The organism is Streptomyces sp. NPDC091281 (genome assembly GCF_044757425.1).
In the GTDB taxonomy this organism is placed as follows: Bacteria; Actinomycetota; Actinomycetes; order Streptomycetales; family Streptomycetaceae; genus Streptomyces.
The window spans coordinates 652,156-663,998 of the sequence record NZ_JBIVUY010000003.1 but is presented as its reverse complement, the minus strand read 5'-3'; the positions used below and the strand labels follow the sequence as shown (position 1 = coordinate 663,998).

Sequence of the window (11,843 nt, the reverse complement as noted above, 5' to 3'; positions counted from 1 at the left end):
CGACCCGACCGGGAGATGGTCCGACATGTTCACTCTGGCGCACTGGGACGGCGGGCCCGGCCCGTGGATCCTCTTCCTGCCGCTGATCTGGGCCGCCGCCGTGACCGGCGCGGTGACCGTCCTGCGCCGCACGGCGGGACGCGGTCGCCGCCCCCGGTGGCAGCCGCAGCCCCACCCCGTCGGCGATGCGCCCCTCGCCGTCCTCGGCCGCCGCTTCGCCTCCGGCGAGATCGACGAGGAAGAGTACTGGCGCCGCCTCTCCGTCCTGGACGAACGCTTCGGCGACCGGGAGGGCTCGGGGTGAGCGCGGAGACGAGGGAGCGGGCGGGGCCGGGGGCCGGACGCCCGCCGCGGGGGAAAGGTCCGCCGCGTCCCGGACGGCCCTGACGGGCGCCCTCCGGGACGGGCAGGTCACCGCCTGGTCAGCCGACGACGGCCGACCGGGCGGGAGCGTGGACGGGCCGCAGGTCGTCGACCGCGACCGGCACCGCGACGGCGGGGAACAGGTCGTCCACGGCGAGCCGCCGCGGCGGCCGGGCCGCCCGCTCGGGCACCGGCACGGACGCCGGGAGCGTGAACCACACGACCTTGCCCGTGTCGCCGTCCGGCCGCGCGCCCCAGCTCTCGCTGACCGCCGCGACCATGGCGAGCCCCCGCCCGCACGTGGCGAGCGAGTCGACGGACCCGTTGTCCGCGAGGTGCGCGGGATGCGCGGGGCTCCCGCAGAGGTCGGCGCCGTCGAGGCCGTCGAACGCGACGCCGTCGATGTCGTCCACCACCGGCAGCCGGGGATCGCGGTCGCGCACGGAGACGGTGAGCCGGTCGAGCAGCAGCTCCAGCTCCACGACGCACGTCTTGTCCGGCCGGGCGTGCAGATGGACGTTGGTGAGCAGCTCGGTCACACCGAGGGCCGCCCGGTCTATCAAAGGGTCCAGATGCCAGTAGCGCAGCTGTGCCGATACGATTCTGCGGATCTGGCCGATCCGCGACGGCAGGGCTTGGAGTTCCACTGCGCAGTGCCTGCTGGGGTTGCTGATCACGGCTGCGACTCCCCGACGTGAGGTCCGGAGGAACCCGGAAGAGCACGGAGTTCGGATCGATCGGAGCAGTACGTCTGCACAAGGCGGCCGCCTGCTGTGTCCGGCGGGCTGGTTCGCAGCGTTATCGCCGGTAAACCCAGAGTGACGTGGGTTCAGCGTGACGTACGCGACACCGGACCGCAACTCGCGGTGTCCGCGGGCGATCGGTTCCGGCTCAGTTGCCGCGTCCCGCGGCCCGGCGGACGGCCTCGATGAACCGGCGGGCGGCGGGCGGCCCCGGCCTTCCCGGCGCGGGGTCGTGCTCACCCAGGGTCAGCAGGTAGCGGTTTCCGTTGAGGTCGGCCAGTGCCCGGTCCTCCGGCGCGTACCAGGGCCGCGAGGCGCGGACCGCCTGGACCGGCGCGCTGTCTATCTCGCTGCCGTAGCTGGTCAGCAACTCCAGCCTGCCGTCACTGATCCGGATCTGTCCGGCCCGGGTGAGCGACCGCAACCGCTTCCCGATCCGGACGCCCTTCGCGGTGAACTCCGGCTCCGCCATCCCCGCCCCCTCGTGCGTGGGTGTGCCGGCCTGCCGCTGAGCGGCCGGCCACCAGCTCGACTCGTGTCCAGCTCGTGTCGTGTCCAGTGTGCTCTCTGGCCGGGGACTTCCGTCCCGCCGGGTGCAGTCTGCCCGCGCTCGGCCCGCCGCACCAGGGTGCGTGGCGGCTCGTTCGCTCCCGGCCCGCGCCCGTGCGACGGGTTCGCGCCCGCGCGCCGCCCCCTCTCGCGCCACCCTGTCCCCAGCGCCGCCTTTGGGTGGCTCAAAGATGCGTTTATGCAGGTGAGAAGCGTGAGGAAGCTGTCTATGATCGAGGTGTCGGCCGCGTGGGACGCCGTCGGCGTGACGTGCGAAGGAGTCCGACGTGACCACCCCCCAGCAGACCCGGACCGGCGCCACCCTCGACGTCGACCGCAGCGACGACGGCTACCGCACCTGGCTCAAAGAGGCCGTCCGCAAGGTGCAGGCCGACGCCAACCGCTCCGCCGACACCCACCTGCTGCGTTTCCCGCTGCCGGAGGAGTGGGGCATCGACCTCTACCTCAAGGACGAGTCGACCCACCCCACCGGAAGCCTCAAGCACCGGCTCGCCCGCTCCCTCTTCCTCTACGGCCTCTGCAATGGCTGGATCCGGCCCGACCGCCCGGTGATCGAGGCGTCCAGCGGCTCCACGGCCGTCTCCGAGGCCTACTTCGCCAAGCTGATCGGCGTCCCCTTCATCGCCGTCATGCCGCGCACGACCAGCGCCGAGAAGATCCGCCTGATCGAGTTCCACGGCGGCCGGTGCCACTACGTGGACGACTCCCGGAAGATGTACGAGGAGTCGGCCCGCCTCGCGCGGGAGTCCGGCGGCCACTACATGGACCAGTTCACCTACGCCGAGCGGGCCACGGACTGGCGCGGGAACAACAACATCGCCGAATCCATCTTCCGCCAGCTGGAGTTGGAGCGGTTCCCGGAGCCCGCGTGGGTCGTCGCCACGGCCGGGACGGGCGGCACCTCGGCGACCATCGCGCGCTATGTGCACTACATGCAGTACGACACGCGCGTGTGCGTCGCCGACCCGGAGAACTCGTGCTTCTTCGAGGGCTGGACGACGGGCGACGCGGACGTCACCTGCGACTGCGGCTCCCGCATCGAGGGCATCGGCCGCCCCCGCATGGAGCCCAGCTTCGTGCCCGGAGCGGTCGACCGGATGATGAAGGTCCCCGACGCGGCCAGCGTCGCCGCCGTGCGCGCGCTGGAGAAGGCCATCGGCCGCAAGGCGGGCGGCTCCACCGGCACCGGCCTGTGGAGCGCGCTGAAGATCGTCGCCGAGATGGTGGCCGCGGGGCGGCGCGGCAGCGTGGTGACCCTGCTGTGCGACCCCGGCGACCGCTATCTCGACAAGTACTACTCCGACGCCTGGCTCACCCGGCAGGGCCTGGACATCGCGCCCTACAGCGCCGCGATCGACACCCTGCTGGCGACCGGGGTGTGGCCCGACTGACCCGAGGCCGGACGGGTTCGCGGGGACGGTGGGGGCAGGCGGGTGCAGAAGGCGTCGTACGGGCGTACGGCTCTCCGGGCCGACGGCGCTTTACTGGGCGCATGCCCCGGGGGGCGTACGACGTCGGGGCCTACGGTGCCGTTCCCACCCGTCGGTCCAGCCCCGCCGCCGCGCCCCGGAAGGCGCGTGCCAGGCCCGGCCGGGCCAGTCGCAGCGCGGCCCGCAGGGCCGGTGTGCCGTCGGCGGCGAACGTCCACCGCACCTCGGTGCCCGTCCCGGCGGACGTGAGCCGCCACTCCTCGACCAGGGCGCGCAGCCCCGGCGCGTTGGTCACGTCGACGCGGTAGGCGTACAGCTCGGACGCCTGCGCCGCGAGGACCGTCTCCTGGAACCGGCCGCCCCCGGTCAGCCGCACCTCACGCCGCGCGCCGCCGTCCAGCGGGCGGGCCGAGCGCACCCCGGGGAACCAGTCGGGCCAGCCGGGGACGTCCTCGGCGAGCGCGCCGAACACCCGCTCCGGAGGCGCGGCGATCCGCGCGGCGAAGACCAGCCGTACGGGCGCGGTCGTGACGAAGCCGAGTTCTTCGGGACGCAGACGGTGAGGCATGCGCGCGACCTCCGCAGCACCGGGAGACAGGGCCGTCACCCTAACCCCGACCCCGCCGGATGTCTTCACCCGGGCCGGTCGAGTGCCCTACGCAACTCCCCGGACCCGAGCGGGGGCTGACGTCCGTTCAGATCCCGGTGGCCTCGTCCGGCTCGCCCGCGACCACCAGCCGCCGCAGCCGCTCCGACATCTCCGCGCGGGCCGCGGGCGGCAGCCCGGCGTCGGTGACCAGGGTGTCCACCTGGTCCAGCGACGCGAACGAACTCAGCCCCACCACACCCCACTTGGTGTGGTCGGCGACCACCACCACCCGGCGCGCGGACTGCACCAGCCGCCGATTGGTCTCCGCCTCCGCCAAGTTGGGCGTCGACAGACCGGCCTCGTCCGATATCCCGTGCACACCGAGGAACAGCACGTCGAAGTGGAGCGTCCCGACGGCCTGGTCGGCCACCGGACCCACCAGCGAGTCGGAGGGGGTGCGCACCCCGCCGGTCAGCACCACCGTGGCCGCGCCCTGCCGCGGCCCGGAGCCGCGCTGCGCCAGGTGGAAGACGTCCGCCACCCGCACCGAGTTGGTCACCACCGTCAGATCGGGCACGTCCACCAGCTCATGGGCCAGCGCGTACGTCGTCGTGCCGCCCGACAGGGCGATCGCGCTGCCCGGCGCGACGAGTTGCGCCGCCGCCCGCGCGATGTCCTCCTTGGCGCTCAGCTCCAGGCCCGACTTGGCCTCGAAACCCGGCTCGTGCGTGCTCGCCTCGACCACCGGGACCGCACCGCCGTGCACCTTCTCCAGGACACCCTGCCGCGCCAGCGCGTCGAGGTCGCGACGGACCGTCATGTCCGACACACCGAGCTTCCGCGTCAGTTCGTTGACCCGGACACCGCCCCGGCGCCGGACCTCGTCCAGGATCAGTGCGCGCCGCTGCTCCGCGAGGAGGTTCTGATTCTCACTCACGTACGCTCCGGTCCTCTCGACTCCACCCGACCCACTCCGTCCGACCCGCCCGCGCACCTGCTCCGACGAGGACATTCTCCCGGTCGGCGGCGCGGGGGCGACCCATCCTCGCACGGGTCGCCGCGGGCCGCGCCCTCACCCACCCGACGCGGTCATGTCACGTGACGGACACTCGTCGGTCCCGTTCGGCACACGGAACGGGGGAGATTCGGTGACAACGGGTGCACGGCGGTGCCCGTACGGCGATCATGTTGCGGCACGCACGCAAGTCGACAGCGCGTCACGGGGGAGTGACCAGAGCAGTGGAACGTGCGCAGGAACGGACGGACGGCCGCGACGACCACGACGGACGCGAGGGGCTCCGAGGGCCCGACGGAACGGGGCGGACCGCGGCCGGTCCGCCCGCCCTCGAACTCCTCGTCCACGGCGTCGGCGGGGCCACGCCCGAGAAGATGCTCAACGACCCGCGCACCGTGCGGATCACCGGCGACGACACGGCGGCCGTCTTCCGGCGCGTCGACGACGTGGACGCGGAGACCGCCCGGACCGCCGGGTACACCGACCAACCGGGGAGCGCCGAGCGGACGGGGGGCGCCCAGCAGCACGGGGGCGCGGGCGGCGCGGGTGCCGCGGGCCCCGGCCGTGCGGCGGACCGGCCGGTCCCCGAGGCGTACGTCTGGTGCAACCTCACCTCCGGCAACGGCACCCGCGCCCTGTGGCTCCTGCTGCTGCCGTTCATGGTGGTCAACCTCGCCCACTGGATGCGTCCCGCCGCCCGCGAGCGCACCCCCGCGGTCCGGCTCTACGGGCTGCTGGTGCGGCTCGCCGCCCTGACCCTGACGGTGCTGCTGGTCGCCGCCGCCTGCGAGGTCGCCCTCGACCTGACGGCGTGGCAGTGCGCGGGCACGGCCGCCTGCGCCGAACGCCACACCTGGCTCACGTTCCTGTCGCCCACCGGGTCGGACGGCGGCTGGTGGAGCATGCCGGGCCGCCGTCTCACCCTCGCCGCGCTCCTCCCGACCGCCCTGACCGTGCTGCTGTGGTACCTCTCCCACCGCACCTGGCGGGCCTACGAGTCCCAGGTCCCGCCGCGCGGCGCCCCCGACGAGGAGGACCCGCCCGACACGACGACCCTGGCCCGGCCCGGCTTCTGGTACGGCCGACGGCTCGTCGCCCGGCTGCGCGCCGCGCACACGGCCGCCGGACTCCTCACCGTGGCGGCCGCGGTCGGCAGCGCCGCCGCGCGCGAGGACCACGAGCCCGGCGGCTCCGTCCCGCTCGACGTCCTGGGGCGCCTCCTCGAAGCGGCGATCGTGCTCGGTGTGGCCGCGGTCGTCTGGGTGGTGTGCCGCCGGGGCCGCAGCGAGCACCGCCTCGACCGCCGGATCGACGCCCAGCTCGTCCGCCGCCTGCCACGAGCCACCCTCGCCCTGCTCGCCGTCACTCTGGTGTACGCCTCCTGGGAGCGCCCCGGCTGGACCTCCTCCGGCCGCCTGCCGGGCGACGTCACGTTCGGCGCCCTCGCCCTCTTCCAGGGGGTCCTGGTGATCGCCCTCGCCGTGGTCGCCGCCCGCCTGTACCGCCGTGCCGACGCCGACCCCGAGGGCCGCTCCGCGCTGCGCGGCCTCGGCGGTCCCGTCGTCGCCATGCTGGCCTGCGCCCTCGGCGGGGTGATGTCCGGCGGGGTCGCGCAGCGCGTCTCCGACTGGCTGGACGGCACCGGTACCTCCCTGCCGGGACCGCCGGTCCTGCTGACCTGGCAGGCGTCCGTGATCCCGCTGCTCCTGGTCGTGCTGCTGGTGGTGGGCGCTCTGCTCGCCCGCTCCACGCTGCGGCAGGCCCGCGCCCAGCGCGCCGCCGTCGCCCGCGAGTACGGCGCCGATCCCGGCGACCCGGCCCGTACCCAGCGCATCGCCCGCGCCCGCGCCATGGCCGCGCTCACCGACCGGGCCCCGCTCCTGGTCGGTGTCGTCTCCGGCGCCACCCTGCTGCTGGGCGCGGGAGCGCTGGTCGGCGCGTTCGCCACCGGCCGCACCCCCGGCCGGGCCGCCGAGGGCACCCACCCGTTCGTCCACGGTGCCGCCCAGACCGGACAGGCCCTCGGCTCCTGGCTGATCGGCCTCGGCTTCATACTGTTCGTCACCTGGGGCCGACGCGCTTACAAGGACGCCTCCGCCCGCCGCACCATCGGCATCCTGTGGGACGTCGGCACCTTCTGGCCGCGCGCCGCCCACCCCTTCGCCCCGCCCTGCTACGCCGAGCGCGCGGTGCCCGACCTGACCTGGCGGATGGCCGGCTGGACCCGCGCCACCGGCGGACGGCTCGTCATCTCCGGCCACTCCCAGGGCAGCGTCCTCGCCGCCGCGGCGGCCTGGCAGCTCCAGCCCGCCGACCGCCGCCGCGTCGCCCTGCTCACCTACGGCTCCCCGATCGAGCGCCTCTACGGCCGCTGGTTCCCGGCCCACTTCGGGCCCGCAGCGCTGCACGCCCTGCACCACGACATCGACTGCTGGCGCAATCTGCACCGCCCCACCGACCCGATCGGCGGGCCGGTCCGGGTGGCCGGGGACGACCGGGTACCCGCCGTCGACCGGGCGCCGCTCGCCGACCCCCTCGCCTACGGCCGTACCCCCACGCACCCGCTGCCGTCACCGATCCTCGGCCACTCCGACTACCAGGCCGACCCCGCCTTCGCCGAGGAACGGGAACGCCTGCTGGCCCGGCTGCGCCCCGACGCGGCGGACGCCCGCGAGGTCCCGGAGCAGCGGGCGGCGCCGGGCAGCCCCGACGGCGTTGAAGGTTCCGACGGCGTTGATGGCTCCGATGGTCCGGTCGGACCTGAGGAGTCCGAGGGGCCTGGGCGTCAGACGAGTTCCGGCAGGTCCTCCGTGTAGAGGAGGGTCAGTTCGTCGGTGCTCGGCTCGGTGATCTGCGCGATCCGGCTCGCGTGCCGCTCGACCATCGCCTCGAACGTCTGCCGCGCGGTCCGGCCGTTGCCGAAGGCCGGGCCCTTGGGGAGGTCCGCGAAGTACGCCAGCAGTCCCTCCGAGGCGCCCGGCGCCAGCCGGTACTCGTGCTCCTCGGCCTGCTGCTCCACGATCCGCAGCAGCTCCTCGGGCCCGTAGTCGCCGAAGGTGATGGTCCGGGAGAACCGGGACGCCACACCCGGGTTGACCGACAGGAACCGCTCCATCTCCGCCGTGTACCCCGCGACGATCACCACCACGGCCTCCCGGTGGTCCTCCATCAGCTTCACCAGGGTGTCGATCGCCTCCTTGCCGAAGTCACGCCCGGCGTCCTCCGGGGAGAGCGCGTACGCCTCGTCGATGAACAGGACACCGCCGCGGGCCCGTTCGAAGGCCTCCTGGGTGCGGATCGCCGTGGAGCCGATGTGCTCGCCCACCAGGTCGACCCGGGACACCTCGACCAGGTGTCCCTTCTCCAGCACGTCCAGCGCGGCCAGGATCTCCCCGTACAGCCGGGCCACCGTGGTCTTTCCGGTGCCGGGCGAGCCGGTGAAGACCAGATGCCGCTTGACCGAGGCCGCCTTGAGGCCCGCCCGCTGACGGCGTCTGCCCACCTCGATCATGTCGGTCAGCGCCCGCACCTCCCGCTTGACGCTCTCCAGGCCGACCAGCGCGTCGAGTTCCCCCATCACGTCCTTGGAGGTACGCACCGGCGGCACCTCGGGCTCCGCCACCGTCGCCGCCGACGCCGGTCCGGTCGCCCGCGGTTCGGGGATCGCGCCCAGCACGCCGTGCGCCACGAGCGCCGGTTCCACCGCCGCCTCCCGCGCCGCCGGGGTCCGTACGGCCGCGCTCTCGTCGCTCGTGCAGTCCTCGACCAGGGGACCCGCGCCGGACGCCGGGTCGGCGCCCGCGTCCGCGAACTCGTACCCCCCGCGCGCGCACCGCTCCGTGCGGCACTTGCGCAGCGTCGCACGGCAGCCGTCTATCACGTGGAAGCCGTAGCCGCCGCTGTTGGTGACCCGGCAGCCCAGGAAGCTGCCGCGGCCCCCGGCCGACACGTAGAACCCGGCCTCGGCGGGGGAGTCGACCGTGCACCGCTCGACGGTGGGGTCGGCGCCCTTGGTGACGATCACGCCGGTCTGGGTGCCGACCACGGTGCAGTTGTTGAGGGTGCCGCCGCTGCCGTGGTCGCGGAACCAGGCGCCGGTCGCCGCGTCCCGGATGCGGCAGTCGTCGAGCTGCGCGGTCGCGCCGTCGCTGACCGACACCGCCGTGTTCCGCACCTGGGAGAGGTCGCTGTCGACGACGTCCGCGCGCGAGCCCCGGTCGAGCACGAACAGCGCGTCGGGCACGTCGTGCACCCGGCAGGAGTCGAGGACGGCGGTGGCGCCGTCGCTGACCCAGACCGCCGGGTAGTCGCCGGTGCTGTCGAAGATCTCGCACTGGTTGGCGTCGACACGCGTGCCCGGGTCCCACACGGACAGGCCGTTGCGCCCGAACTGACGGACCGTCGTGCGGGTCAGCGTCAGGACCGAGCGGGAACGCAGGTCGACCGCGTTCTCCGGGATGTCGTGGATGCGGCAGTCCGCGAGGGTGAGCACGGCGTCGGTGTCGAGGGTGACCCCGTCGGCGGTGGTGCGGTGCACGTCGCAGTCCGTGAGGTGTGCCGTCGCGCGGGCGGTGACCTGGACACCGCTGCCCCGCACCTCGTACACCTCGCACCCGACGGCCTCCAGCGCGGAGTTCTCCCCGGTCGCGCTGAGCCCGGTCCCGGAGGCGTGGTGCACACGGCACCGCTCCAGGCGCGGATGTCCGCCCCCGCGTACGGCGACGCCCGCCTGCCCGGCGGCGACGACCTCGCACTCCTCGAACACCCCACCACCGCCGTCGACGACGGCGATGCCGATCCCGGCCGGGTTGTCGACGGTGCACCGCCGGACCGTGGGGCGCGCGCCGCCGCGCACCTCGATCCCGGCCGCGGAACGCGTGACCACGCGCAGGTCCAGCAGCTCCGGCGCGCCCTCCTCGACCAGCACGGCGGGCGCCGCCGCGTCCTGGCCCTCCACGTGCAGGTCCTGCACCACGGCCGACGCCCGCACGGTGAGCGGCACCCCGTCCGCGGGCGCGATCCGCACCGAGCCCGGCGCGCCCTCGGGCCCGCGCAGCGTCACCGCCCGGCCGACCACGAGGTTCTCCCGGTAGGTGCCGGGGGAGATGGTGAGGACGTCGCCCTCGGCCGCGGCCTCCAGGGCGGCGGCGAGCGATGCGTACTCACCCGTGCGGCGGCGCCACCGCGATGTGCCGGTGTGCGTCACCTGGACCGTGCCCTGTGCCATGGCGTTGCCGTGCCCCCACCCTCGGTCGTGCTGACGGCTCGGTCGGCCGCGGGACGCTGCCCCGGATGTCGGCCGGGGACGCTCGCGGCCGGACCCGCGGGCCCGCGCGCTCACCCCGTTCGACACCGGCGCACCCCTGCGGTTCCCTCGCGCGCGGGTTGTCGCCGAATGGTTCGGCCGGTCCACCGTAGCGTGCGCGCGGCCGGTGGGTTGACCAGAGACGGAAGGCCGTCAGCTGCCGGTACCGGTGCGGCCCCAGTCGGGGCCCGCGCGCTCCCATGCCTGGTCCCAACGGGCGTACCGGCGGCGGACCATGTGCCGGACCACGAGTCTTCGGGCCGCCTCGACGATCCCGGCGGCGAGCAGGGCCGCGCCGAGCCCGGCGAGCACGGCGTGCGCGGTCGCGGTGCCGGGGTCCATCGGGCGGGCCGCTGTGCGGCCCGTCGCGTCGGTCCAGACCGGGAAGCGGTCTCCGCGATCGGGGGAGCCGAGGACGCTGAGGACGACGCCGTGCCGCGCGGTGCCGTCGGGGGCCGTCCAGTCCGCCAGGACCCGGGTGCGGAGGTCCTGTCCGGCGTTCTCCGGGTCGGCGTCCGTCGGTGAACGCTCCAGTCTCCGCACGACGGTGGCCGTCACCTGGTGCCGGGACGACCGCTGCTCGCGCGCCGACTCCTGGAGGACGTCCTGAGCGAGCGAGCCCACGATCCATCCGGCCGCGGGCGCGCCGAGCACGAGGAGCAGCAGAGCCGCCAGCGCGACCCAGGCCTCCACCAGATCCGTCGTACGGCGCAGCGGATTGTGCCGCCAACGCCGAAGTCCACGTACCGCTCGCACCGGTCCGCACCCCCTTCCCCCTCCGTGATAACCCCCCGTCGTGACGAACGCGGGGTGGTCCGGTGGAAGAGAGAGCCACATCACCCCGCTACTGGACCGCCCGCGGACGTCACACCGGCACAACGGCCGGGGTTCGCGCGGCGGTTCCCGCGACACGCCCCCGCACGGGTGAACGTCCGGAAGCGGTCCCCGGGGCCGGTCCGCCGCGCAGGTCCTAGCCGAGGACCCGGACGGGGTCGCCGACCCGCAGGGTGCCGAGGGTGAGCGGGACGAGGTTCTGACCGAAGATCAGCCGCCCGTCGAGCCGCCGGTGCCGGCCCAGGGTGAAGAGGGGTTCCTTGCCGCGGCGGGTCGTCCGCTGGTCGGTCGTCGTCACGACGCAGCGCCCGCACGGTTTCGCGACCCGGAAGACGCTGTCGCCGATCGCCACCCGCGACCAGCCGTCCTCGGCCCACGCCTCGGTGCCTTCCACGACCACGTTGGCGCGGAAGCGGTCCATGGGCAGCGGGCCCTCCGCCGCGTGCGGACCGCGCGCGACGAGGGCGTTGAGCGCGTCGAGCGACGCCGTGGTGGTCAGCAGCAGCGGGTAGCCGTCCGCGAGGCTGACGGTCTCGCCGGGCAGGGCGAACTGCGGGTCGACGGGCCGTCGTACGGCGGGATCGTCCAGATGCACCAGACGTACGTCCGCGCCGAGGAAGGCACTGCACCAGCGGTGTGCGGACGCGTCGGCGGGGACCCCCTCCACCTTGTCCCGGAAGATCTCCAGCGTGAGTGTGCTCACCGGTTCCGGGACGGAGACCGCCAACGGTTCGTGTCCGGGCGCGGACAGCCGTACGCCGCCACCGGGCAGAAGCTCGGCGGCGGCCTGTGCGAGGCGCGGCTGCTGGCGTTGCGTGACGACCTTTCCCCCGTCGTCGATGAGTGCCCAACGCCGGTCACCGGCCAGACCCCAGGGCTCCACGACGGCCTCCCGGGGCGACAGCCCCCGGAACGCCTTGACCGGATGAACGTGGATCGACAGCAGCCGCGCGGTACCCATGGACCCATCCTGCCCAAGGCGGACAGGTCCCGG

At 74.4% G+C, this 11,843-nt stretch carries 10 protein-coding genes; 3 read left to right on the top strand and 7 right to left on the bottom strand.

What is annotated here, in order from left to right; translation table 11 throughout:
* Positions 1–25 precede the first annotated feature (25 nt).
* Positions 26–304 carry an SHOCT domain-containing protein gene (locus ACIQPQ_RS11110; RefSeq protein ID WP_401302535.1) on the top strand — a complete coding sequence of 93 codons (279 nt, stop codon included), beginning with the start codon at positions 26–28 and terminating at the stop codon, positions 302–304.
* A gap of 118 nt (positions 305–422) precedes the next feature.
* Here the strand turns inward: ACIQPQ_RS11110 and ACIQPQ_RS11105 are convergent, their stop codons facing one another.
* Together ACIQPQ_RS11105 and ACIQPQ_RS11100 are read right to left on the bottom strand one after the other, a co-directional pair.
* Entirely contained in the window at positions 423–1,040 is a 618-nt protein-coding gene (locus ACIQPQ_RS11105) for an ATP-binding protein (protein WP_401302533.1), read from the bottom strand.
* Positions 1,041–1,254: 214 nt separating this feature from the next.
* Complete coding sequence (locus ACIQPQ_RS11100) at positions 1,255–1,578, bottom strand: hypothetical protein (protein WP_401302531.1); 324 nt, start codon at positions 1,576–1,578, stop codon at positions 1,255–1,257.
* Positions 1,579–1,942: 364 nt separating this feature from the next.
* Here ACIQPQ_RS11100 and ACIQPQ_RS11095 point away from each other — a divergent pair, with 364 nt between their 5' ends.
* Entirely contained in the window at positions 1,943–3,067 is a 1,125-nt protein-coding gene (locus ACIQPQ_RS11095) for a PLP-dependent cysteine synthase family protein (protein WP_401302529.1), read from the top strand.
* 130 nt (positions 3,068–3,197) lie between these two features.
* On the opposite strand, the gene ACIQPQ_RS11090 is transcribed toward ACIQPQ_RS11095, so the two are convergent.
* Positions 3,198–3,674 carry an SRPBCC family protein gene (locus ACIQPQ_RS11090; RefSeq protein WP_401302528.1) on the bottom strand — a complete coding sequence of 159 codons (477 nt, stop codon included), beginning with the start codon at positions 3,672–3,674 and terminating at the stop codon, positions 3,198–3,200.
* A 127-nt stretch (positions 3,675–3,801) separates the two neighbouring features.
* Positions 3,802–4,632: a DeoR/GlpR family DNA-binding transcription regulator gene (locus ACIQPQ_RS11085; RefSeq protein ID WP_401302527.1), complete on the bottom strand. Its 831-nt coding sequence runs from the start codon at positions 4,630–4,632 to the stop codon at positions 3,802–3,804.
* 302 nt (positions 4,633–4,934) lie between these two features.
* Here ACIQPQ_RS11085 and ACIQPQ_RS11080 point away from each other — a divergent pair, with 302 nt between their 5' ends.
* Positions 4,935–7,526 carry a hypothetical protein gene (locus ACIQPQ_RS11080; RefSeq protein ID WP_401302525.1) on the top strand — a complete coding sequence of 864 codons (2,592 nt, stop codon included), beginning with the start codon at positions 4,935–4,937 and terminating at the stop codon, positions 7,524–7,526.
* Here the strand turns inward: ACIQPQ_RS11080 and ACIQPQ_RS11075 are convergent.
* The 3 genes from ACIQPQ_RS11075 to ACIQPQ_RS11065 form a co-directional block, all read right to left on the bottom strand.
* A complete protein-coding gene (locus ACIQPQ_RS11075; RefSeq protein ID WP_401302523.1) occupies positions 7,496–9,937 on the bottom strand; it encodes a right-handed parallel beta-helix repeat-containing protein in 2,442 nt (813 codons plus the stop codon). The genes ACIQPQ_RS11080 and ACIQPQ_RS11075 overlap by 31 nt on opposite strands.
* A 231-nt stretch (positions 9,938–10,168) precedes the next feature.
* Positions 10,169–10,771: a hypothetical protein gene (locus ACIQPQ_RS11070; protein WP_401302521.1), complete on the bottom strand. Its 603-nt coding sequence runs from the start codon at positions 10,769–10,771 to the stop codon at positions 10,169–10,171.
* A 214-nt stretch (positions 10,772–10,985) separates the two neighbouring features.
* Positions 10,986–11,810, bottom strand: coding sequence for an MOSC domain-containing protein (locus ACIQPQ_RS11065; RefSeq protein ID WP_401302520.1), 825 nt, complete (start codon positions 11,808–11,810; stop codon positions 10,986–10,988).
* Positions 11,811–11,843 lie beyond the last annotated feature (33 nt).

What these genes read in the sequence shown, in the direction of transcription:
- ACIQPQ_RS11090 (WP_401302528.1), bottom strand. Translation starts at nt 3,674, where the DNA reads ATGCCTCACCGTCTGCGTCCCGAAGAACTCGGCTTCGTCACGACCGCG.
- ACIQPQ_RS11065 (WP_401302520.1), bottom strand. Translation starts at nt 11,810, where the DNA reads ATGGGTACCGCGCGGCTGCTGTCGATCCACGTTCATCCGGTCAAGGCG.
- ACIQPQ_RS11075 (WP_401302523.1), bottom strand. Translation starts at nt 9,937, where the DNA reads ATGGCACAGGGCACGGTCCAGGTGACGCACACCGGCACATCGCGGTGG.
- ACIQPQ_RS11110 (WP_401302535.1), top strand. Translation starts at nt 26, where the DNA reads ATGTTCACTCTGGCGCACTGGGACGGCGGGCCCGGCCCGTGGATCCTC.
- ACIQPQ_RS11100 (WP_401302531.1), bottom strand. Translation starts at nt 1,578, where the DNA reads ATGGCGGAGCCGGAGTTCACCGCGAAGGGCGTCCGGATCGGGAAGCGG.